The following is a 22,159-nucleotide window of genomic DNA, read 5'->3' on the forward strand; positions in this document are numbered from 1 at the left end:
ATGCCGGTCCGTCCACATCTGCTCTCTCCTCCGTCCTGCCAGACGGATCGTGTATTGGTGACACGAGACAGATGGGGACGGCCGGCGGAGGACCTCAAACAGGCTCTGAGGCTGGGATCTCGACGTGCGCCGTTCCTTCACTAGATCAGCCGTCATGACGATCATGACGCCCCGAAACCTTGTGCCGGCCCTCTTCCTGCTGGGTCTCGCCTCGCCGGCCGCGGCGCAGACCGCGATCAAGCTGGAGGGCACCTGCGAGAAGCTGGTGATCGCCGGCCAGGACCTCAGCGAGTCCTGCCGGGACGTGCTGACCAACACGGTCGCGCGCAACCGCACGAGCTTCGACTTCGCGGCCGAGGACGGCCGGACGCTGAGCTTCGGCGGCAGCGGCGCCCAGCAGGAGCGCACGGAGGAGAGCGATCCCCTCCAGCCGATCAGCCTCGTCGTTCCGGGCAAGGCCGGCGCGGCGCAGGCGCCGGTCATGGCGGTGGGCGCCTGCCGCTTCTCCACGCCGGAGCCGGGCAAGACCGCGATCACCTGCGAGGCGACCGCGCCCGGGGACAACGCGACCTACGCCGGCACCTTCGTGACGGTGGCCAAAGCAACCGACAAGGCGACCGACAAGGCGACCGACAAGCCGGCCGGGCGGCCGCAGGACGGCGCGCCGGCTCCGGTGCCCGCGAAGTAGCGCGCCGCGCGCGCGGCCGGGCTGGTCAACCCGGCCCGTCCGTCCCATCTACGCAACGGTCCGCGGCGTCGCACGGCGCACGGACCGGTACGACGCGCGACCGAACCGTCGAGCAGGGTCTTTGACGCGCGTGATCTCGCGAAAAGCCCTGCCCGGCGGGCCCGATCAGACCCCGAGGCCCGACCCGATGCTCAACGACTTCCCCGCCGGCGACGCGCCGAAGCCCGGCGCGGCCGACCTGATCAAGGACACCACCACCGCCACCTTCCGGCAGGACGTCATCGCCGAGTCGATGAACCGCCCGGTTCTGGTCGATTTCTGGGCGCCCTGGTGCGGTCCCTGCAAGCAGCTCACCCCGGTCCTCGAGAAGGCCGTCACGGCGGCGGGCGGCGCGGTCGTGCTCGTCAAGATGAACATCGACGAGCATCCCTCGATCGCCGGGCAGCTCGGTATCCAGTCCATCCCCGCCGTCATCGCCTTCCAGCGCGGCCAGCCGGTCGACGGCTTCATGGGCGCCGTCCCCGAGAGCCAGGTGAAGGAGTTCATCGCGCGGCTTGCCGGTCCCGCCGGCCCGAGCCCGATCGAGGCGGCCTTGGAGGAGGCCACCCGCCTGATCGCGGAGGGCGACCTCGCGGGCGCCTCCGAGATCTACGCGGCGATCCTCGAGCAGGAGCCCGACAACGTCGCCGCGCTCGCCGGCCTCGCCAAGATCCAGCTCGACGCCGGCGAGCTCGAGAACGCCCGCCAGGTGCTCGCCATGGTGCCGGAGGCCAAGGCCGCCGATCCGGCGCTCGCCGGCATCCGGGCGGCGCTGGAGCTTGCCGAGCAGGCGGCCTCGCTCGGCGACCTCGCCGGGCTCCAGGCCCGGGTCGAGGCGAACCCGGACGATCACCAGGCCCGCTTCGACCTCGCGCTGGGCTTGGCCGCCCGGGGCGACCGCACGTCCGCCGTCGATCACCTGATCGAGATCCGCCGTCGCGACCGCGACTGGAACGAGGACGGCGCGCGCAAGCAGTTGCTGCAGTTCTTCGAGGCCTGGGGCGTGATGGACCCGGACGCGATCCGCGGCCGCCGCAAGCTCTCGACGCTGCTGTTTTCCTGAGGCGGCATCCGAGAGAGGCGCCATGAGCACGCATGCGGGCTACCGGAGCCCGGCCGATTGCCCGGCCGTGATCCCGGTCTTTCCCCTGCCCGGAGCCCTGCTGCTGCCGCGGGGCCAGATGCCGCTCAACATCTTCGAGCCGCGCTACCTCGCGATGGTGGACGACGCGCTCCGGACCGACCGGGTCATCGGCATGATCCAGCCGGATCCGGAAGGGTCGGGCGGCTCGCCGATGAACCCGCGCCTCTACCGGGTCGGTTGCCTCGGGCGGCTGACCCAGTTCGCCGAGACCGGCGACGGGCGCTACCTGATCTCGCTCACCGGGATCAGCCGCTTCCGGATCGAGAGCGAACTCGCCACCGCCAGCGCCTACCGGCGCTGCCAGGTCTCCTACGACGACTTCGCGGTGGACTTCGCGGCGCGGGCGGGCGAGGAGCGGGTCGACCGCGAGGGCGTGCTCAAGGCGCTGCGCGACTTCGTGGAGTCGAACGACCTCAAGGTCGACTGGGCGGGGATCGAGGAGGCGCCGAACGAGGCCCTCGTCAACGCGCTCTGCATGATGAGCCCCTTCGGCGTGCGCGAGAAGCAGGCCATGCTGGAGGCGCAGGACCTGAAGACGCGGGCCGAGATCCTGATCGCGGTCACGCAGATGGAACTGGTGCGCGGATCCGGCCCCGAGCCGACGCTGCAATGACGAGAGAGGTGAGCGAGACGTGAGCATGGCCAACGAGATCACCACCCCTGTCGAGGCGACCCGCGTCGATCCGAAGCTCCTGGAGATCCTGGTCTGCCCGCTGACCAAGCAGACGCTGGAGTACGACGCCGGCCGCCAGGAGCTGATCAGCCGCTCGGCCAAGCTCGCCTACCCGATCCGCGACGGCATCCCGATCATGCTGCCCGAGGAGGCCCGCCCGCTGACCGATTGAGCCCGGCCGTCAGCGGTTCGGGTCGCGCCGGATCTGGTTGATGTTCTCGTTCGAGAGGTCGGCCGAGATGTTGTCGGCGCGCGGCACTCGGCCACCGGCCGGGTAGTGGTAGGTGAAGCGTGGCCGGCCCGGGACCTGCTCTGGCTGACCGGCACGGAGCTTGCGCAGGTAATCCGCCCCGTCCCGATCGGTGAAGGGCTGGCGCGCCTCGCCGCAGCCCTCGCAGACCGAGACCAGCCAGGACTGCCACAGGCCGTCCGTGCGTTGCTGCATCGACTCGGCGCGCTCGCGATGGGCCGAGGCCAGCGTGACGGTGTCGAGATCGCTCTGCTGGGCGGGCTTGGGCAGGCTGCCGAGCCGATCGAGCGCGGCCTTGCCGCCGTCCTGGGCCCGCGCGCCCGCGGTGAGCAGGATCAGGACGGCGAGCGACGATCTCCCGGCCATGGCGTCGTCCTCCGGAGTGGCTTCGCGGTTGCCCGGGGAGAATGGGCCGCCGGTCGATCGGTTGCTGCCCGAGCGGGCGGCCGGTCCGGCGCAAAGGGATTAGGGCAAGGGCCCCGGGGCGGGTTCAGACGCGGTCTGCGTACTGCGCCTCGCCGTTGCCGAACGACCCGTTCGCTGCCCTCACCTCCGCGAGGTTGATGGAGACGTCCTCCGGCCGCAGGCACGCCCGCGCCGGGAGCCGCGCGCGGTCGCGGCCCTGCGCCTCGTCGGCGCGGCCTTCCGCGCGGCTGCGACCGTTTGAACCGGGGCCCGGCCGATTCAGCTCCCATACAGATACACTCGGGCACGTGACGGGTCGGGATCTGAACAAGCCCGACGTCCCGACAGCAAAGCTTGGGCGTTCGCAAGAATTCGGCGTCATATTCTCGCCGTTTCCCAGATCTAACCGGGCGTATCGCCTGAATGACGGACCCGAAGGGTCTCGCAACGAGAAAACGCCGCGCGGCTCGCGCGACGAGCCATACGATTCTGCCTCATGGGGAGCACATGACCTCGACCTTCACCGCCCTCCGCCTCGCTGCCGGCCTCGCCCTCTCGGGCCTCCTGCCGGCCACAGCCGCCCAGGCGGGGGACTACACCGGCACGTGGCGCGTCGAGCTGGTGACCGAGAGCGGGATCTGCGACAGCCGCTACAGCTACGCCGTCTCGATCCAGGAGGGGCAGGTGCGCCTCGCCTCCGCGGCCGAGGCCGGAACCCGGATGAGCGGGCGCGTCGAGGCGGACGGCACGGTGGGGCTCACGGTCTCGAACGGTGGCACCAGCGGTGCCGCCTCGGGGCGCCTCCAGGCCCAGACCGGCGCTGGCACCTGGAAGGTCTCGTCCCTGTGCTCCGGCCGCTGGACGGCGCGGCGCGGCAACACCCGCACCGCCCAGGCCGAGTGATCCCGGCGCGACGGCCTACGCCGTCGCCAGCCAGGCGCGCGCCTCCTCGAGGCGGGCGCGCTCGAACACCCGGATCTGCGCGGGCGAGACGAAATTGAAGGTCTCGGCCAGCGCCTTCAGCCAGGGGGCGTCGGTGACGAGCGCGACGTGGCTGACGCTCTTCATCATCGAGAGGCCGAAGCGCGGGTCCTTGAAGAAGGCCGCGGGCTCCATGCCCTCGAAGGCGCGGATGTCCTCCAAGAGCTTGAGCTTGCCGCCCCGGTCGAGGTCGGCCTTCATCGCGGTCATGGCCGCGTCCATCTCCGCGTCGGTGATCTTCCCGTCGACCACGATCTCGGCGACGTTGGTGTCCGGCTTCTTGGTGTAGCTCAGCACTGATCGGGCTCCTCAGGGGGCCGTTGCGGCGCGCCACTCTCCTACAAAAAGCTCTGCGGGTCGACATCGACCGCCACGCGCACGCTTCCGCGAGGCTTCGGCGCGCGCGCCAGCCAGTCGCGCAGGTAGCTCTGCAGATCGACGTTGCGCTCGGTCTTCACGAGCAGGCGGAAGCGGTAGCGCCCGCGCACCAGGGCGAGCGGCGCCTCGGCGGGGCCGAGCACCATGGCGCCGGGCGGCGGCTCGGCCGTGCGGGCGAGCGCCTGCCCCTGCGCCTCCGCGGCCTCGCGCTCGGCTGCCGAGACGATGAGCGCGGCGAGCCGCCCGAAGGGCGGCAGGCCCGCGGCCTCGCGCGCGGCCACCTCTTCGGCGTAGAAGCGCTCGGCGTCGCCCGAGAGCAGGGCGGCGATCACCGGGTGGGTCGGCTGGTAGGTCTGGACCAGCGCCCGCCCCGGCCGCTCGCCGCGTCCCGCGCGGCCCGTGACCTGCTGCAGCAGCTGGAAGGTGCGCTCGGCCGCCCGCGGATCGCCGGAGGTCAGGCCGATATCGGCGTCGAGCACGCCCACCAGCGTCAGGTGCGGGAAGTTGTGGCCCTTGGCCACGAGCTGCGTGCCCACCACGATGTCGCATTCCCCGGCCGCCACCGCCTCCAGCTCCAGGCGCAGCCGCTCGGCGCCGCCTGGGAAGTCGCTCGACAGCACGATGATGCGCCGGTCGGGGAACAGCTCGGAGACTTCCTCCGCGATGCGCTCGACGCCCGGCCCGCAGGCGGTGAGGTTGTCGAAGGTGCCGCACTCCGTGCAGGCCTGCGGGCGCGGCTCGGCGTAGCCGCACTGGTGGCAGACCAGCGCTTTGCGGAAGCGGTGCTCGACGAGCCAGGTCGAGCAGTTGCGGCAGCGGTAGCGGTGGCCGCAGGCCCGGCACAGCGTCAGCGGTGCGTAGCCGCGACGGTTGAGGAAGAGCAGCGACTGCTCGCCGGCTGCGAGGTTCGCCTTGACGGCGTTGATCAGCGGCGGGCTCAGGAAACGGCCGCGTTCCGGCCCGTCGAGGCGCATGTCGATCGCCCGGATGTCGGGCAGGCGCCGCCCGCCGAAGCGCTCGGGCAGGCGGACGTGGCGGTAGCGCCCGCGCTCGGCGTTGACCCGGCTCTCGATCGAGGGCGTGGCGGAGGCCAGCACCACGGGGCAGCCCTCCAGGCGCCCGCGCACCACCGCCATGTCGCGGGCGTGGTAGTGCACGCCGTCCTCCTGCTTGTAGGCGGATTCGTGCTCCTCATCGACAACGATGAGGCCGAGTTTTCGGAAGGGCAGGAACAGGGCCGAGCGGGCGCCGACCACGACGCGCGCCTCGCCCGCCGCCACGGCCGCCCGCAGGCGCTCGCGCCGCCGCCCGCCGACGCCCGAGTGCCACGCGGCCGGGCGCACCCCGAAGCGGGCGGCGAAGCGGTCGAGGAACTGCGCGGTCAGCGCGATCTCGGGCATCAGGATCAGGGCCTGCCGGCCCGCCCGGACGCAGTGCGCCACGGCCTCGAAATAGACCTCGGTCTTGCCGGAGCCGGTGACGCCTTCGAGGAGGACCGGGCCGGGGGCCGCCGGCTCGGCATGGGCTAGGCTCTCTCCGGACCCGCGTGATGCTCCCTCTCCCGCACGGGAGAGGGAACCCGCGCCCGGTCCGGCAGGGTTCGGGTCCGCCGCCGGGAGAAGCGCTGTGCCCGGTCCGGCGATCAGCGCGATCGCCGCCGCCTCCTGCGCGTCCGAGAGCGGCACCCGCGGGTGGTCCGGGTCGGGCGGGGGCGCCACCGCCTCGGGCTCGACCGCGACGGCCTCCAGCGCGCCGTCGTCGATCAGCCCGTCCACGACGCCGAGCGAGACGCCCGCCGCCTTGGCGAGCGCGCTCTTGCCGTGGAGCGCGCCGTCGGCGGCGGCCTCCAGCACCTTCCGGCGGGCGGGCGTCGCGCGGGCGGGCGTCTTGCCGGAGACGCGCACGCCGACGCGGGCGGTCTCGCGGGCGGCGGCCTCGTCGGGTAGGCGCAGCACCATGGCGAGCGCCGAGCCCTTCGGGGCGAGCGTGTAGCGGGCGATCCAATCGACCAGCTTGCGCAGCGGCTCGGAGAGGGGCGGGGCATCGACCCGGCCCGTCACCGGGCGCAGGTTCGAGCCGCCGGCCGTGTGCGCCAGCCCCCAGACCACGCCGACCGTCTCGCGCGGCCCGAGCGGCACCTGCACCACGTCGCCCTCCGCGAGGCGCAGACCCTCGGGCACGACGTAGCTGTAGGCCGTGTCGAGGGCGAGGGGGATCAGGATCTCGGCGACGTCGGTCATGGAATCCGGGTTCGCGGGGTTTTCCGAGCCCCGTTCCGGGTCCGTACCATAGGGCGCGGGAAAATGCGGCGCCCGGTGTCGCCGCAACGCTCAGCGCCGCCGCAACGTGCGGGCGAGCGGGATCGCCGCGAGGCTCAAGCCCGCCATCGCCCAGAAGGCCCGCGTCCCGAACGCGGCGTAGAGCGGGCCGGAGGCCAGCGTCACCAGGGCGCCGGCGAGGCCCAGGCCGACGCTGCCGTAGAGCGTGAGCGCGGTGGCGCGCAGGCGGACCGGCACCCTCTCCGCGATGAGCCCGAGGCAGGCGAGGTGCAGGAGCGCGAAGCTGAGGCCGTGCAGGGCCTGTGCGCCGACGAGCCAGGGCAGGGCGACGGTCTGCGCCGCGATCGCCCAGCGCAGCGCGCCGGCGGCGGCGGCCAGAGCGAGACCGCCCGCGAGGCCGGTCCGCTCGAGGAGGGGCTGGCCGAGAACCAGGAAGACCAGAACCTCGGCGGCCACGGCCTCGGCCCAGAGCAGCCCCGCCATCCCCGCCCCGATCCCGGAGGTGCGCCAGAGGATCATCGCGAAGGCCTCGTGCAGGCCGTGCGCGCCGATCACCAGGGCGGCGATCAGGAGCGTCCGGCGGAAGGGCCCCGGGCGCAGAAGGGCGCCGAGGCTCGGTTCCGGCCCGGGGCCCGGTCCCGTGCCGGCTCCCGGACCGGCCGACCCGCCGGCCTCGGCGCGACCGTCCGGCAGGCGCCCGGCGAGGCCGCCCGCGGCGACGAACAGCGCGGCACCGGCCAGGATCGCCGCCGACAGGCCGCGGGCCTCCACGAGCCATCCCGCCGCGACCGAGGCCGCGATGAACGCCGCCGAGCCCGCTGCCCGGACATGCCCGTACGCGAAGGCGGCGCCCCCGCGCGCCGCGCCGAGCGCCAGGGCGTCCGCGAGCGGGGCCAGCGGCGCGGTCGCGACCGCGTAGGCGAGGCCGGCCGCGAGCACCGGCCAGAAGCCGTGGACCGGCAGGTGCGCCGCCGCGCACAGCCCCGCCCCGACCGCGCTCGCGGCCAGGATCGGGCGGGCGGCGTCGCGCGCGTCGGCGAGGCGGCCGGCGAGCGGGGCGGCGACGAGGCGCACCAGGGTCGCGGCCGCCAGGACGAGACCGATCGCCTCGGGCGTGAGCCCGCGGGCGGCCATCAGGTTCGGCAGGAGCGGGGAGAGGCAGCCATAGGCGCCGTAGAGACCGGCATAGAGCGCGAGATAGCGCGCGAACCCGCCCCGTCCCGCCACGTCGTCCCCCGGCCGCCCGACACGTACCAGCCTATACCGGATTGCGCCGGCCGGGGCGCCGCGTCAGGAACGGCCGATGCAGCGCGCGCGTCCGAATCCATCCCTTTCCCGTCCGGACGGAGGCGCGGCTCCGTCGTCCCGCCGAAGAGGCGGCGCGGCGAGCCCGGGGCGCGCCGATGCCTGAGACGTCCCGCCTCGAACTCGACCGGATCGGATGCCGCTTCGGCCCGGTGCGCGCCCTCGACGACGTCTCGCTCGCGGTGGCGGGCGGGGAGATCGTCGGGCTGCTCGGCGATTCCGGCTGCGGCAAGAGCACCCTGCTGCGGATCGTGGCCGGGCTGGAGACGCCGGACCGCGGCGTTCTGCGCCTCGACGGGCGGGAGATCCGCCCCGGCCTGCCGCCGGAACTGCGCGGCGTCGGCATGATGTTCCAGGACTACGCCCTGTTCCCGCACCTCACGGTCGCGGAGAACGTGCGCTACGGCCTCGCCGGCAAGCGCGCCGAGGCCGAGGCCACCGCGGCGGCGCGGCTCGCGCAGGTGGGGCTCGCGCACCGCGCGGCGGCCTATCCCGACACGCTGTCGGGCGGCGAGGCGCAGCGGGTGGCGCTCGCCCGGGCGCTCGCGCCGGGCCCGCGCCTGCTGCTGCTCGACGAGCCCTTCTCGAATCTCGACCGGCGCACCCGCGACCGGGTCCGGACCGACACGCTCGGCGTCCTGCGCGCGGCCGGCGCCACGGCGCTCCTCGTCACCCACGATCCCGAGGAGGCGATGGAGGTCTGCGACCGCATCGCGCTGATGCGGGCCGGGCGCGTCGTGCAGGTGGGCATGCCCGAGGATCTCTACCGCCGCCCGGTGAACCGCTTCGCCGCCCGCTTCTTCGGCGATCTCTGCGAGGTCGAGGGTCCGTGCCGCGGCGGCGCGCTGGAGACGCCGCTCGGATCCTTCCCGGCGCCCGGCTTCGCGGAGGGCGCGCGGCTGAGCGCGGCCTTCCGCCCGCAGGCGCTGCGGATCGTCCCCGCGGGCGGGGGCCACCCGGGCCGCGTCGCGCGGCGGATCTATCTCGGCACCCAGGTGCAGCTGGAGATCGAGTCAGCGGGCTTTGCCGAGCCGCTGCGCCTCGCGGTTCCACCCGAGGCCGCGCACCGGCCGGGCGCGGCGGTCGGCCTCGTGCCGGCGGGCGACAGCCCCTTTATTTTCGCGGCCGCAGCGGATTAGGGACTGATGTCCGCGCGTGGCGGAGCTGTAGATTTTAACTGTTTTAGATCAAAAACTTAGGCCTTGCTTTCGGTCGATCGATGCCGCTCAACCTCCCCGACCTCAGGGAGGAAACCATGCCTCGTCGCACCGCCGGATACGCCCTTCTCGCCACCGTCCTCGCGGCCCTGCCCGCGCAGGCCGCGGAGGTGAACCTCTACACCACCCGCGAGCCGGGACTGATCCGGCCGATCCTCGACGCCTACACGGCCAGGACGGGCACCGCGGTCAACACGGTCTTCGTCGAGAAGGGACTGGCCGAGCGGGTTGCGGCCGAGGGCGAGCGCGCCAAGGCCGACGTGCTGATGACGGTGGATATCGGCAACCTGATCGAGCTGGTGGACCGGGGCCTCGCCCAGCCCGTGAAATCCGCCGCGCTCGAGGCCGCGGTGCCGGCCTCGCTGCGCGATCCGGAGGGGCGCTGGTTCGCGCTCTCGTCCCGCGCCCGCGTCGCCTACGCCGACGCGCGCGACTTCGCCGGGCTCCAGGCGCTCTCCTACGAGGAACTGGCGGATCCGAAGTGGCGGGGCAAGCTCTGCCTGCGCTCGGGCCAGCACCCCTACAACACGGCGCTGATCGCCCATCACCTCGTCAAGCACGGAGCCGAGAAGACGGAGGCCTGGCTGAAGGGGGTGAAGGCCAACCTTGCCCGCAAGCCCGCGGGCGGCGACCGGGACATCGCCCGCGACATCCTGGCCGAGACCTGCGAGATCGGCCTCGGCAACTCGTACTACGTGGGCCTGATGCGCTCGGGCAAGGGCGGCCCCGAGCAGGTGAAGTGGGGCGAGGCCATCACGGTGGCGCTGCCGACGTTCGAGGGCGGGGGCACGCACGTCAACGTCTCGGGCGCCGTGGTGGCGAAGAACGCCCCGAACCGCGACGAGGCGGTCAAGCTCCTCGAATATCTCGTCTCCGACGAGGCGCAGGCGCTCTACGCGAAAGCCAACTACGAGTACCCGGTCAAGGCCGGCGCCGCGATCGACCCACTGCTCAGCGCGATGGGCCCGCTCTCGATCGACCCGACGCCGCTCGCCGAGATCGCCCGCAACCGCAAGGCCGCGAGCCTGCTGGTGGACAAGGTCGGCTTCGACAACTGAGCCCGAGGCGGGGAGGCGGCTTCTCGCGGGACGCCCTGAAACAGGAACCCCTTCCGCGGCTCATGCGCTATGCTCGGCGCATGAGCCGCGCCGCCCCCCGCCCCGACGTCCTGGCCGCCATCGGCGGCACGCCGCTGATCCGCCTGCGCCGGGCCTCCGAGGAGACCGGCTGCACCATCCTCGGCAAGGCCGAGTTCCTGAATCCCGGCCTCTCGGTGAAGGACCGGGCCGCCCTCTCGATCGTGCGAGACGCGGAGGCGCGCGGGCTGATCCGGCCGGGCGGCACCATCGTGGAGGGCACGGCCGGCAACACCGGCATCGGCCTCGCCCTGGTGGCCGCGGTGCGCGGTTACCGCACCGTGATCGTGATCCCCGAGACTCAGTCGGCCGAGAAGAAGCAGACCCTGCGGCTCGCCGGCGCCCGGCTCGTCGAGGTGCCGGCGGTGCCCTTCGCCAACCCGAACAACTACGTGCACGTGGCGCGGCGCCTCGCCGAGGCGCTGGCTGCGCGCGATCCCACGGGCGCCTTCTTCGCCGACCAGTTCGACAACGTCGCCAACCGGCGCGCCCATGTGGAGCACACCGGCCCCGAGATCCTGGAGGCGACGGGCGGCACAGTCGACGGCTTCGTCTGCGCGGCGGGCACCGGCGGCACGCTCGCGGGCGTCGCCGAGGCCCTGCGCGCAGCAAGTCCCGGCGTGCGGATCGCGCTCGCCGACCCCGAGGGCTCGGCGCTCTACGCGTACTATACCACCGGCACGCTGAAGGCCGAAGGCTCCTCGATCACGGAAGGGATCGGCCAGGGCCGCGTCACCGGAAACCTCGCGGGCTTCGCGCCCGACCACGCCTTCCGCATCCCCGACGCCGAGGCGCTGGAGATCGTGTTCGGGCTGATGCGGGAGGAAGGTCTGTCGCTCGGCGGATCGTCCGGCATCAACGTGGCGGGCGCGATCCGGCTGGCTCGTGAACTCGGGCCGGGCCGCACGATCGTGACGATCTTGTGCGACGGCGCGGCGCGCTACGCCTCGAAGCTGTTCAACCCGGCCTTCCTCGCCGGGCGCGGCCTGCCCGTGCCGGACTGGCTCGACGCGCCCGGGGAGGATCTGCCGGACTGGCGGGCCTGAGGGCCCGCCGCCTCTCGTTCAGCGGCTGCTGCCGCCGCCGTTCGCGCTGCCCTGCGGGATCGCCCGCTCGGGCTGGCCCGCATTGCCGCCGGCCGCCGAGTTCGTCGTGACGGTCTCCGCGCCCGTGCTGCCGCGCGCGATGATCAGGCTCGGGTCGTTTCCGGTCGTGTTCGGTTGGGGCAGCACGATGGCCCCGGTCGTCCCCGGCCCGCGGACCAGCCCCTGCGCCAGGGCAGGCACGGTGAAGAGCAGCGCCAGGGCGCTGATGGCGAATGTCTTGGTCATGGAGGCTCCGTGCCGGACGTTCCGGCGTGTAGAGAGGCAACCATGAGGTCCGCCCGTGGTTTCCTGCGGCGCATCGTCCGCGCGGCAACGCACAAAGGACCGGCTGCGACTTGCCGGACGCCATCGAACACAGGGGAAGAACCGGGCTCGAAGGTGCCGGTGGCCTCCGACAGCCTCGCGCTTCTCGCGGGTCCTTCCGAAGGACGAGAAGCCGGCCGCGCCGCCGCCGACGCCGCACCGAGGCGGCGTCGCGCGGGAAGGCCCGCCGCGGCGGTGCCGGGCGGGCCTTCGGAAACGGCTCAGTTGCGGACGAGAGCGCCGGCGGGGCCGCCGGCATGCTGGCCGGAATAGCGATAGGCCGAGGCCGTGACGCGCGGCCCGACCGCGCGGGACGCGCCGGGCGCGACGTAGCCCGGATAGGCGGAGGCCGGGTAGGGGCTGTGGCGCGAGTCGAGGCCCTGGGCGAGGGCCGGCGACGCGAGGGTCGCGGCGAGCAGCGCGGCGGCAATGATGCGAGACGTCATGATGATCTCCCGTGGTCTTGGGGTTCGAGGAAATCATCCGGTCTAGGGTGGAGTGAGAAAGATCGTCTGGACGCGGTCTTGGTCGCTCCGGCTGTCCTTGGCCGAATGCAGTGACGGAACGAGTGATACGCCCGCCGGTTCGGGACGATCCGTGTGTTCCCGCACCTGCGAGGCGACCGGCTCCGGCACCGTGCGAACGCTTCGCACCGCCCCGGCCGGCGGCCCGCCACCTGTCGCCGTCCTGTCAAGAAAAGCGTGACGCGACTGAACGAAGCGGACCGTACCGGCGTTTGAATGGCCAAGCTCACATCCCGTGCAGCTGCCGGAGTATACGCAGCATGTCCCTCGTCACGATTCTGCTGATCATCCTGATCATTCTCGCCTTCGGCGGCGGCGGCTTCCTCGGCGGGGGCGCATATCGCGGCCCCGGCTTCGGCCTCGGCGGCATCCTGCTGATCATCCTGATCGTGCTGCTCGCCACCGGGCGGCTCTGACCCCGCGATCGCCCGCGCGCGACGCTCGGGTGATCAGCGCGCGCAGGTGATCGCCACCACGGCCGGCGCGACCGCGCCGGCCAGCGCCCCCGCGGAGCCGCCCGGCGCAGCGGCCGCGGGGGCGATGCCGTTCCGGCGCAGGAAGCCGGCCACGGCCTCGCCCTGCACGAGCGGCTGGCTCGCCGGTGGCACGATGCCGGCCACGAGGCGCGGCGCACCGGGGTAGCGGGCCACGATGCCCGCGAGCCTACCCGCGCGGTCCAGCACCGGCGCGCCGGCGGCGCCTGGCTGAAGGGGGGCCAGCAGGCCGCCCGCCTGCGCGGTGCCCGGTGCGACCACGCTCCCCTCGGCGCTCGCCGCCAGCACCGTCAGCGCCTCGTCGGCGGCGGTCGGCGTCTCGCGCGGCGGCGGCAGGATCGGTGCCGGCAGGCCCGCCGCCTCGATCAGCGCGAGACCGAGCGCCGGATCGCTCGCCAGGACCCGGGCCTGCGCGGCCCCGATGCGCGGCGCGCAGGCCTCGAGGGCCGAGGCCGCGGTCAGCACCCGCCCCGGCGCCACCGCGAGACCGGTCGCGGCGGGCGGCGCGCCGGCCCGCGGGGCCGACGGCAGGGCGGATTGGGGGTCGGGCTGAGCGGGCACCTGGGCGGCGGGCGGCCTGACGGCGGCCTGCGGGCCGGGCTTGGGCGGTTCTTCTCCCGGCACCTCGGTCGGTGCGTCCGGGAAGGGCACGAAGCTGTTGGCGACGGCGATGACCAGCCGATCGACCTCGGGTGCGAGGCGGCTGTCGTAGCCGAAGGCGAAGCCCCGCACGCCCGCCGGCCCCGCGGCGTAGCGGATGTAGGAGCGGCCGGTCGCGGTCTCCCCCGTCACCACGATGAAGTCCGGCCGCTTCAGCTTGTAGGTCACGCGCCGCTCCGGCGTCGGCGCCGTGGCGCGCTCGAACAGGCTGTCGAGGGTGGCCGCCTCCGGCGGAAAGGCGCGCGTCTCCAGGGTCACGCGGCCGTCCGCGCTCTGCCAGCGCGTGCCGGCGGGGACCGGGCCGGGCAGGGGCGTGCGCTTCGCGAGCAGGCGCTCGGGCACGCCGAGGCTCACGCCGCTCGCCGGATCGGTCCGCACGCCGAAGCGGGCCGCGCGCCGGGCCGCCTCGCCCGCCGCCAGGATCGCCTGGCGGGCCCCCGGGTCGAACGGGTCGCGGGGGTCTCCGGTGCGGGTCCGGTAGGCGGTCAGCCCCTCGTAGGTGCGCCGGCCGAACGTGCCGCTGACCACGCTGTTGTAGTCGCCGGTCCAGACGAGGGCGTCCTGCAGCGCCCGCCGCTCGGCCTCGGGCAGCGCCTCGAAACGCGCCCGCATCGCCTCGACGGCGGGGTCGGCCGCCGGTGAGGGCGGGCGCTGCGCCGGCTGCGCGGCGACCGCCGCCGGGACCGCGAGGGCGGCGAGGAGTACGGCGGCGCGAAGCCGGATGCGCGGCATGGTTCCGGGTCCCGATCCTCTGGCTCGGGCGAACTTGGCAGCGGGCTGGGGGGAAGGCCAGCCCGAATTGAGAAGCCGGTCCGCCGGGGCTGCGTCCGGGGCGCCCGGCCCTCCACGACGATTGCGGCCCGGCGGCGAAGTGCTACGGTCCGGCCCGCGCCGCCGGATTGGCGCGGCGCGGGTGACGCAGGCAGCCGCGGAGCAGGTCATGGCGCGTTCGTCGAGGCTCCGGCACGGATGGGCCCTGCTCGCGGGCGCCCTCGCCCTGGCCGCACCCGTCTGCGTATCCGTGTCGGCCCAGACCCCGCCGGCCCCCGCGCCCCGCCTCGCCGCGAAGCCCGCCCCGAAGAAGAGCTTCGTGCGCGAGGATCTGGCCAGCGCCGGCGTGCGCCTGGAGGCCGCCCTGAAGGACGAGGCCCGGGGCGGCAACCGCAGCCCCGCTCAAGCCCGGCGCGAGGGCGAGGCCCTGTTCCAGTCGGGCCGCGCGGCCCAGGCGCTGCCGCTGCTGGCCGCGGCCCTCGCGGCCGAGCCCGCCGACCCGCAGAACTGGCTCGCCTACGCGCGGGCGGCGGACGCGCTCGGCAACGACGAGCAGGCCGGCACCTACAGCGAGCGCTACCGCCGCCGACAGGCCGCGCTGGCTACCGCCTACACGGCCTATCTGCGGGCGGGCACGCCGCAGGGCGAGGCGCGGGCGCTGGCCTTCCTCGGCGAGGCGCAGGGGCGGCAATCCGCCTGGCGCCCGGCGCTCGAGGCCTACCGGGCGAGCCTCGCGCTCGACGACCTGCCGAACGTCCGCGAGACCTACGAGGGCCTGCGCGCCGAGCACGGCTTCCGCATCCTCGACTACAAGGTCGATTCGGACGCCGCCGCTCCGCGCGTCTGCTTCACCTTCTCGGAGAGCCTCGCCGCGAAGACCGACTTCGCGCCCTTCGTGGCGGTGGCGGGTGCGGCGAACGCCGCCGTGACGGCCGAGGCGCAGCAGATCTGCGTCGACGGGCTGAAGCACGGCAGCCGCTACAGCATCGTGCTGCGCCAGGGCCTGCCCTCCGCGGTCGGTGAAGACCTCCTGAAGGCCGCCGACTACGAGATCTACGTGCGCGACCGCGCGCCCCAGGCCCGCTTCACCGGCCGCAACTACGTCCTGCCGCGCACCGGCCAGGCCGGCGTGCCGCTGCTCTCGGTCAACGCGCCCAAGCTCGCGGTCGAGGTGCTGCGCGTCGGCGACCGCGGCCTGCTGCCCGCGCTGCGCTCCGAGGAGTTTCTGAGCCAGCTCAGCGGCGCCGCCGCCCAGACCATCGCCGAGCAGAAGGGCATCCGGGTCTGGAAGGGCGAATTGGAGACCGCCAAGGCCGAGCTGAACCAGGAGGCGGTCACCGCCTTCCCGGTGCTCCAGGCGGTGGGCCGGCTCGAGCCCGGCCTCTACATCATGCAGGCACGCCCCGCCGGCACGGGCACCGAGGACGGCGACTACGAGCAGCGCGCGACCCAGTGGTTCGTGGTCTCGGACCTGGGGCTGACCGCCTTCCGGGGGCGCGACGGCGTCCACGTCTTCCTGCGCTCGCTAGCATCCGCCGACGCGGTTGCCGATGCGGAGGTCCGGCTGGTGGCCCGCAACAACGAGGTCCTGGCGACCCGGCGCACGGACAAGCGCGGCTACGCGGCCTTCGATCCCGGCCTCGCCCGCGGGGAGGGCGGCATCGCCCCGGGCCTCGTGGTGGCGCAGGTCGGCGACGATTACGGCTTCCTCGACCTCAACCTCTCGGCCTTCGACCTCACCGATCGCGGTGTGAAGGGGCGGGCGGATGCGGGCGCCGTGGAGGCCTACGTCTTCCCCGAGCGCGGGGTCTACCGCTCCGGCGAGACGGTGCAGGTCACCGCGCTCTTGCGCGACGCGCAGGGCGCCGCGATCCCGAACCTGCCGTTGACGCTGGTGGTGAAGCGGCCCGACGGCGTCGAGTACCGCCGGGTGCAGGTGGCCGACCAGGGGCTCGGCGGCCGCGCGCTCTCCTTGGCCCTGCTCTCGGGCGCGCAGCACGGCACGTGGCGCATCGCGGCCTACACGGACCCGAAGGCGCCGGCGGTCGGTGAGGCGAGCTTCCTGCTGGAAGATTACGTCCCCGAGCGCCTCGACGTCGATCTGAAGCCGGCCCACCCCGCGCTGCGGCGGGACGAGCCCGCCGAGATCGCGGTCGCGGCGCGCTACCTCTACGGCGCGCCGGGCGCGGGGCTGGAGGTCTCGGGCAGCGTCGCGGTGCTGGCCGCCCAGGGCAGTGGCATCCCGGGGCTCGACGGCTTCTCGACCGGCCTCGACGACGAGCCCTTCGAGGCGGTGAGCCAGGAGATCGAGGCGCGCGCCACGACGGACGCGGCGGGCCGGGCGAGCGTGACGGTGCCGATCCCGGAGGCGGCGAGCCCGCGCCCGCTGGAAGCGAAGGTGACGCTCGCGGTCGGCGAGCCCGGCGGCCGGGCGCTCTCGCGCAGCCTCACCCTGCCGATCCTGCCGGCCGAGCCGGTGCTGGCGATCCGCAAGGGCTTCCGGGAACTCGCCGAGGGCGCGCCCGCCACCTTCGACGTGGTGATGGCCGCGCCGGACGGCCGGCGCCTCGCGCAGGAGGGCGTCGCCTGGACCCTGTCGCGGATCGACCGGAGCTACCAGTGGTACCGGGCGGACGGGCGCTGGTCCTTCGAGCCGGTGAAGCAGGTGCGTCGCGTCGCGAACGGGACACTCGACGTGCGGGCCGACGAGCCCGCGAAGGTCTCGGCGCCGGTCGGCTTCGGCACCTACCGGCTTGAGACGAGCGTGCCCGGCCGGCCGGGGGCCACGGCGAGCGTCACCTTCCAGGTCGGCTGGAGCGGCACCGAGACCGCGGACGTGCCGGACCTCCTCGACCTCACCCTCGACAAGGGGGCCTACGCGGCCGGCGACAGGCTGCGGGCGCGGCTGAACCCGCGCTTCCGCGGCCGGGCGACGCTCGCGGTGGTCGGCGACCGGGTGCACGAGGTGCTGGACGTGGCGGTGCCCGAGGGCGGCACCACGGTCGACATCCCGGTGAAGGCGGCCTGGGGCTCCGGCGCGTATCTCGTCGCCACCGCCTACCGGCCGCTCGATCAGGCCGCCAAGCGCCTGCCGGGCCGGGCGCTGGGGCTGGCGTGGTTCTCGGTCGATCGCGGCGCGCGCGAACTCGCGGTCACGCTCGACGCCCCGCAAAAGATCCGGCCGCGGCAGGATCTCACCCTGCCGGTGCGGCTCGCCGGGCTGAAGGCCGGCGAGGAGGCGCGCGTCACCGTGGCGATGGTCGATGTCGGCATCCTCAATCTCACCCGCTACGAGGCGCCCGACCCGACGCGCCACTTCTTCGGCCAGAAGGCGCTCGGCCCCGAGATCCGCGACGTCTACGGCTACCTGATCGACGGGATGCAGGGCACGCAGGGCGCGATCCGTTCCGGCGGCGACGGGGCCGGCGGGGAACTCGCCGACTCGCCCCCGACCCAGGCACCGCTGGCGCTCTATTCCGGCGTGGTCGCCGTGGGGGCGGACGGCAGCGCGCGGGTGACCTTCCCGGTGCCCGCCTTCAACGGCACGGCCCGCGTGATGGTGACCGCCTGGAGCGCCGGCCGCACGGGGCAGGCCCAGGCCGACGTGATCGTGCGCGACCCCGTGGTGCTCACCGGCACGCTGCCGCGCTTCCTCAACGTGGGCGACCGCTCGCGCATCTTCGTGGCGCTCGACAACGTCGAGGGCGCGGGCGGCGACTACACGGTCGATCTCGACCTCGCGGGCCCGGTCCTCGTCGGCGCCGAGGCCGTGCACAGCGCGATGCGGCTGGAGGCCGGGGCCCGGGGCCAGCTCGTCCTGCCGCTGACCGCGGCCGGCCCGGGGCTGGCCCGGCTCGACCTCACCCTGACCGGGCCCGGCCTGCCCCCGGGCGTCGGCCAGAGCTTCGCGCTCAACGTCGGCCCCGGCACCGGGCCGATGCTGCGCCGGAGCGTGCAGACGCTGGCGCCGGGCGCCGCTCTCACCCTCTCGCCGGACCTGCTCTCCGACATCCTGCCCGGCACCGGCACGGTCTCGGTCGCGGCGTCCGCCTTGCCGGGCCTCGACGTGCCGGCCCTCCTCCAGGCGCTCGACCGCTACCCCTACGGCTGTTCCGAGCAGGTGGTCAGCCGGGCGATGCCGCTGCTCTACGTCAACAAGCTCGCGGCCCTCGACAAGCTGGCGCTCGACGACAAGCTCGACGAGCGGGTGCGCGAGTCGATCGACCGCGTGCTGGCGCGCCAGGATTCGAGCGGCAGCTTCGGCCTGTGGTCGGCGCAAGGCTCGAACGACCTCTGGCTCGACGCCTACGTCACCGACTTCCTGACCCGGGCGCGCGAGCGCAGCTTCGCGGTGCCGCAGACGGCCTTCACCCTGGCGCTCGACCGCCTGCGCAACGCGGTCGCCAACACCACGGAGGTGCGCGACGGCGGCGCCGACCTCGCCTACGCGGCCTACGTGCTGGCCCGCAACGGCCGCCCGGTGATGGGCGACCTGCGCTACCTCGCCGACACGAAGATCGGGGACTTCGCGACGCCGCTGGGCCGCGCCCAGATCGCCGCGGCGCTGGCGCTGCTCGGCGACCGGACGCGCGCCGGCAAGGCGCTCGACTCCGCGCTCGGGGCGCTGCGCGCCGCCCGCGACGGGCGCGACTACCGCGCCGATTACGGCTCGCGCCTGCGCGACGGGGCGGGCCTGATCACGCTCGCCGCCGAGACCGGCCTGGCCCGCGAGGCGCTTCAGCCCGTGGCCGCCGTGCTCGGGGAGGAGCGGGCCACGGGCCGCACCACCAGCACGCAAGAGAACGCCTGGATGGTGCTGGCCGCAGCCGGCCTGACCAAGGAGGCCGAGAGCCTGTCCTTCACGGTGGACGGCGCCCCCCAGACGGGGCCGCTCGCCCGCAGCTTCCGCGGCGCGGCGCTCGAGGCGCGGCCGGTCAGCGTGGTGAACACGGGGGCCGCGCCCGTGCAGGTGGCGCTCGGCATCAACGGCAACCCGCTGGCGCCGGAGCCCGCCGAGTCGCGCGGCTACACCGTGGAACGGACCTACCACCGCCTCGACGGCTCAGTGGTCGATCCGGCCCGCGGCATCCGTCAGAACGACCGGCTCGTGGTGGTGCTGAAGGTGACGGAGGCCAAGGCCAGCGCCGCGCGCCTGCTGCTCGTCGATCGCCTGCCCGCGGGACTCGAGATCGACAACCCGAAGCTGCTCGATGCCGACGCGCTCACCGGCCTCAGCTTCGCCAAGAGCGACGTCGTGCCGGTCCACACCGAGTTCCGCGACGACCGCTTCGTGGCGGCCTACGACCGCACGCCCGAGCAATCCGCCTTCTTCACGGTGGCCTACACGGTGCGGGCCGTCTCGCCGGGGCGCTACCTGCATCCGGGCGCGCTGGTCGAGGACATGTACCGCCCCGACCGCTACGGCCGCACCGGCTTCGGCACGGTCGAGGTCGGGGCGGCGAAGTAGGGCAGGGGGGAGGCGAGGGAGGGCGATGCCCGAGCCGACGGATCTCCCTCCCCCCTCTGCGGGGGAGGGTACCCTGCGAAGCAGGGGGGGCGGGACGAAGTCCCGCGGAGAGGGGAGCGACGGTGCAGGATCGAGCTGTGCCCGGCATGAAGGTGGCGCCCTCTCCGTTCGCTGGGGTCCCCTCTCTGCGGGACTATGTCCCGACCGGCCCCTGCTGACGCCGAGGCCACCCTCCCCCGCAGAGGGGGGAGGGAGGGCGTGGCGGGTCCTCGCCCTCGCCGCCGTGCCGCTCGCCGCCGCCGCCCTCTGGCTCGCCCGGCCCGCCCCCCTCCCGCCCCTCGATCTCGCTCCGGCCAACCTCCGCTCCACCATCGTCACCGACCGCGCGGGCCAGCTCCTGCGCCCCTTCGCCACCGCGGACGGGCGCTGGCGCCTGCCGGTGGCCGCCGCGGGCGTCGATCCGCGCTTCCTTGCCATGCTCACGGCCTACGAGGACCGGCGCTTCGCCGAGCACGCGGGCGTCGATCCGGCCGCCCTGATCCGGGCCGGCTGGCAGTGGCTGCGGCACGGGCGCATCGTCTCGGGCGGCTCGACCCTCGCGATGCAGGTGGCCCGCCTGGTGGAGCCGCGGCCCGAGCGCTCGCTGTCGGCGAAACTCCGCCAGATCCGCCGCGCCCGCGAGCTCGAATCGAGCCTCGGCAAGGCCGGCGTGCTCGACGCCTACCTAGCGCTCGCGCCCTACGGCGGACCCGTCGAGGGCGTGCGCGCGGCCGCGCTCGCCTATCTCGGCCGCGAGCCGGCCCGGCTCTCCACGGCCGAGGCGGCCCTCCTCGTCGCCCTGCCGCAGGCCCCCGAGGCGCGTCGGCCCGACCGCCATCCCGAGCGCGCCCGCCGCGCCCGCGACCGGGTGCTCGACATCGCCGCCGCCCGCGGCGTGATCACCCGGGGCGAGGCGCGCGCCGCCAAGGCCGAGCCGGTGCCGACCGAGCGCCGCCCCTTCCCCATGCGGGCCGCCCACGCGGCCGAGGCGGCGGTCGCGGCCGATCCGGCGAGCCCGGTGATCCGGCTCAGCCTCGACGGGCGGCTCCAGGCGAGCCTGGAGGCGCTGGCCAGCGAGCGCGCGGCGGCCGCGGGTCCCGGCCTGTCGGCGGCGATCCTGGTGCTCGACAACCGCACCGGCGCGGTGCTGGCCCAGGTCGGCAGCCCCGGCTACCTGGACGCCTCCCGGCGCGGCGCCATCGACATGACGCTGGCCCTCCGCTCGCCGGGCTCGGCGCTCAAGCCCTTCATCTACGCACTGGCCTTCGAGAACGGCCTCGCCCATCCCGAGACCCTGCTGGAGGACCGGCCGGCACGCTTCGCCGCGACCTACGCGCCGGAGAATTTCGACCTGACCTACCAGGGCACCGTGACGGCACGGCGCGCGCTCCAGCTCTCCCTGAACGTGCCCGCGGTCGAGCTGCTGGAGGCGGTCGGGCCCGCCCGCTTCATCGCCCGCCTGCGGGCGGGCGGGGCGGGCATCGCCCTGCCGCGGGAGGCCGCGCCCGGCCTGCCGGTGGCGCTCGGCGGGCTCGGCATCACGCTCACCGACCTCGCCCGGCTCTACGCGGGCCTCGCCCGCGGCGGCGCCGTGCCGGAGGTCATCCGCCGGGCCGGTGCGAGCGCGCCCGAATCGGCGCGGCGGATCGCCGAGCCGGTGGCCGCCTGGTACGTCGCCGACACGCTGCGGGGAGCGCCCCCGCCCGAGAACGCGCTGCCGAACCGCATCGCCTACAAGACCGGCACCTCCTTCGGCTACCGCGACGCCTGGGCGGTCGGCTTCGACCGGCGGATCACCGTCGCGGTCTGGCTCGGGCGGGCGGACGGGGCCGCGGTGCCGGGGCTGGTCGGGCGCAGCGTGGCTGCGCCGGTCCTGTTCGACGCGTTCAGCCGCTTCGGCGGCGAGCCGGAGCCGGTGGCCCGCCCCCCCGGAACGCTCAGCGCCACCAGCGCCGCCCTGCCGCCGCCGCTGCGGCACCTGCGGGCCGACCTGCCCCGCGCGCCGGGCCAGGCCGCGGCGCCGCTGCGCATCGCCTACCCGCCGGACGGTTCGCGCATCGATGTCGGCCACGGCGAGGGCGCGGCGGCCGGCCTCGCACTCAAGGCGCTGGGCGGCGTGCCGCCGCTCACCTGGATGGTGAACAGCTTGCCCGTGGAGGTGAGCGCCCGGCGGCAATCCGCCTGGGTCCCGGACGGGAGCGGCTTCGTGCGCATCTCGGTCGTCGATGCGGCGGGTGGCAGCGACAGCGTCGTCGTGCGGGTCGAGTGACCGGCGCCGTCCGCGGCAGGGCGACGCAGCC

The 22,159-nt window shown here is 74.5% G+C and carries 18 protein-coding genes; 11 read left to right on the plus strand and 7 right to left on the minus strand.

The window, feature by feature from the left end; all coding sequences use genetic code 11:
- Window positions 1-163: 163 nt before the first annotated feature.
- The 4 genes from MFF56_RS24045 to MFF56_RS24060 all read left to right on the plus strand — a co-directional run bounded on the left by MFF56_RS24045 (window position 164) and on the right by MFF56_RS24060 (window position 2,716).
- Complete coding sequence (locus MFF56_RS24045) at window positions 164-688, plus strand: hypothetical protein (protein ID WP_238231478.1); 525 nt, start codon at window positions 164-166, stop codon at window positions 686-688.
- 187 nt (window positions 689-875) lie between these two features.
- A complete protein-coding gene (trxA, locus tag MFF56_RS24050) occupies window positions 876-1,790 on the plus strand; it encodes a thioredoxin (RefSeq protein ID WP_238231438.1) in 915 nt (304 codons plus the stop codon).
- Window positions 1,791-1,812: 22 nt separating this feature from the next.
- Window positions 1,813-2,484, plus strand: coding sequence for an LON peptidase substrate-binding domain-containing protein (locus tag MFF56_RS24055; protein ID WP_066919270.1), 672 nt, complete (start codon window positions 1,813-1,815; stop codon window positions 2,482-2,484).
- Window positions 2,485-2,509: 25 nt separating this feature from the next.
- Window positions 2,510-2,716, plus strand: coding sequence for a Trm112 family protein (locus MFF56_RS24060; RefSeq protein ID WP_066919271.1), 207 nt, complete (start codon window positions 2,510-2,512; stop codon window positions 2,714-2,716).
- A 9-nt stretch (window positions 2,717-2,725) separates the two neighbouring features.
- Here MFF56_RS24060 and MFF56_RS24065 read toward each other — a convergent pair whose 3' ends face one another.
- Complete coding sequence (locus tag MFF56_RS24065) at window positions 2,726-3,160, minus strand: hypothetical protein (RefSeq protein WP_066919273.1); 435 nt, start codon at window positions 3,158-3,160, stop codon at window positions 2,726-2,728.
- Between the two features lie 546 nt (window positions 3,161-3,706).
- On the opposite strand from MFF56_RS24065, the gene MFF56_RS24070 reads away from it, so the two are divergent.
- The gene (locus tag MFF56_RS24070; protein ID WP_066919275.1) at window positions 3,707-4,102 is read left to right on the plus strand and encodes a hypothetical protein; all 396 of its coding nucleotides are present in this window, start codon (window positions 3,707-3,709) and stop codon (window positions 4,100-4,102) included.
- 15 nt (window positions 4,103-4,117) lie between these two features.
- Here MFF56_RS24070 and MFF56_RS24075 read toward each other — a convergent pair whose 3' ends face one another.
- From MFF56_RS24075 to MFF56_RS24085, 3 genes are all read right to left on the minus strand, one after another.
- Window positions 4,118-4,477, minus strand: a complete 360-nt coding sequence (locus tag MFF56_RS24075) for a SpoIIAA family protein (protein ID WP_066919276.1) — start codon at window positions 4,475-4,477, stop codon at window positions 4,118-4,120.
- Window positions 4,478-4,518: 41 nt separating this feature from the next.
- The gene (locus tag MFF56_RS24080) at window positions 4,519-6,798 is read right to left on the minus strand and encodes a primosomal protein N' (protein ID WP_066919278.1); all 2,280 of its coding nucleotides are present in this window, start codon (window positions 6,796-6,798) and stop codon (window positions 4,519-4,521) included.
- Window positions 6,799-6,888: 90 nt separating this feature from the next.
- Window positions 6,889-8,064 carry an MFS transporter gene (locus MFF56_RS24085; protein ID WP_238231441.1) on the minus strand — a complete coding sequence of 392 codons (1,176 nt, stop codon included), beginning with the start codon at window positions 8,062-8,064 and terminating at the stop codon, window positions 6,889-6,891.
- A gap of 176 nt (window positions 8,065-8,240) precedes the next feature.
- Here MFF56_RS24085 and MFF56_RS24090 point away from each other — a divergent pair, with 176 nt between their 5' ends.
- The 3 genes from MFF56_RS24090 to MFF56_RS24100 all read left to right on the plus strand — a co-directional run bounded on the left by MFF56_RS24090 (window position 8,241) and on the right by MFF56_RS24100 (window position 11,541).
- Window positions 8,241-9,281 (plus strand): ABC transporter ATP-binding protein, encoded by a 1,041-nt coding sequence (locus tag MFF56_RS24090; protein ID WP_066927373.1) that lies wholly within the window; start codon window positions 8,241-8,243, stop codon window positions 9,279-9,281.
- A gap of 116 nt (window positions 9,282-9,397) precedes the next feature.
- Entirely contained in the window at window positions 9,398-10,417 is a 1,020-nt protein-coding gene (locus MFF56_RS24095; RefSeq protein ID WP_066927375.1) for an extracellular solute-binding protein, read from the plus strand.
- An 80-nt stretch (window positions 10,418-10,497) separates the two neighbouring features.
- The gene (locus MFF56_RS24100) at window positions 10,498-11,541 is read left to right on the plus strand and encodes a cysteine synthase A (RefSeq protein ID WP_066927360.1); all 1,044 of its coding nucleotides are present in this window, start codon (window positions 10,498-10,500) and stop codon (window positions 11,539-11,541) included.
- Between the two features lie 18 nt (window positions 11,542-11,559).
- Here the strand turns inward: MFF56_RS24100 and MFF56_RS24105 are convergent, their stop codons facing one another.
- Together MFF56_RS24105 and MFF56_RS24110 are read right to left on the minus strand one after the other, a co-directional pair.
- Window positions 11,560-11,826 carry a hypothetical protein gene (locus MFF56_RS24105; protein WP_066922756.1) on the minus strand — a complete coding sequence of 89 codons (267 nt, stop codon included), beginning with the start codon at window positions 11,824-11,826 and terminating at the stop codon, window positions 11,560-11,562.
- A gap of 299 nt (window positions 11,827-12,125) precedes the next feature.
- On the minus strand, window positions 12,126-12,350 hold the full coding sequence (locus tag MFF56_RS24110; RefSeq protein WP_066922754.1) for a hypothetical protein: 225 nt from the start codon (window positions 12,348-12,350) through the stop codon (window positions 12,126-12,128).
- A gap of 338 nt (window positions 12,351-12,688) precedes the next feature.
- Between MFF56_RS24110 and MFF56_RS24115 the strand changes: the two genes are divergently transcribed.
- On the plus strand, window positions 12,689-12,844 hold the full coding sequence (locus tag MFF56_RS24115) for a DUF3309 domain-containing protein (RefSeq protein ID WP_109950448.1): 156 nt from the start codon (window positions 12,689-12,691) through the stop codon (window positions 12,842-12,844).
- 33 nt (window positions 12,845-12,877) lie between these two features.
- On the opposite strand, the gene MFF56_RS24120 is transcribed toward MFF56_RS24115, so the two are convergent.
- On the minus strand, window positions 12,878-14,314 hold the full coding sequence (locus MFF56_RS24120) for a S1 family serine peptidase (RefSeq protein WP_238231443.1): 1,437 nt from the start codon (window positions 14,312-14,314) through the stop codon (window positions 12,878-12,880).
- Between the two features lie 208 nt (window positions 14,315-14,522).
- Here MFF56_RS24120 and MFF56_RS24125 point away from each other — a divergent pair, with 208 nt between their 5' ends.
- Together MFF56_RS24125 and pbpC are read left to right on the plus strand one after the other, a co-directional pair.
- Window positions 14,523-19,820 (plus strand): alpha-2-macroglobulin family protein, encoded by a 5,298-nt coding sequence (locus MFF56_RS24125; protein ID WP_238231444.1) that lies wholly within the window; start codon window positions 14,523-14,525, stop codon window positions 19,818-19,820.
- Between the two features lie 25 nt (window positions 19,821-19,845).
- A complete protein-coding gene (gene pbpC / locus MFF56_RS24130) occupies window positions 19,846-22,128 on the plus strand; it encodes a penicillin-binding protein 1C (protein ID WP_373324162.1) in 2,283 nt (760 codons plus the stop codon).
- Window positions 22,129-22,159 lie beyond the last annotated feature (31 nt).

Origin of the sequence: Methylobacterium hispanicum (assembly GCF_022179285.1) — a bacterium.
GTDB classification, from domain to species: Bacteria; Pseudomonadota; Alphaproteobacteria; order Rhizobiales; family Beijerinckiaceae; genus Methylobacterium; species Methylobacterium hispanicum.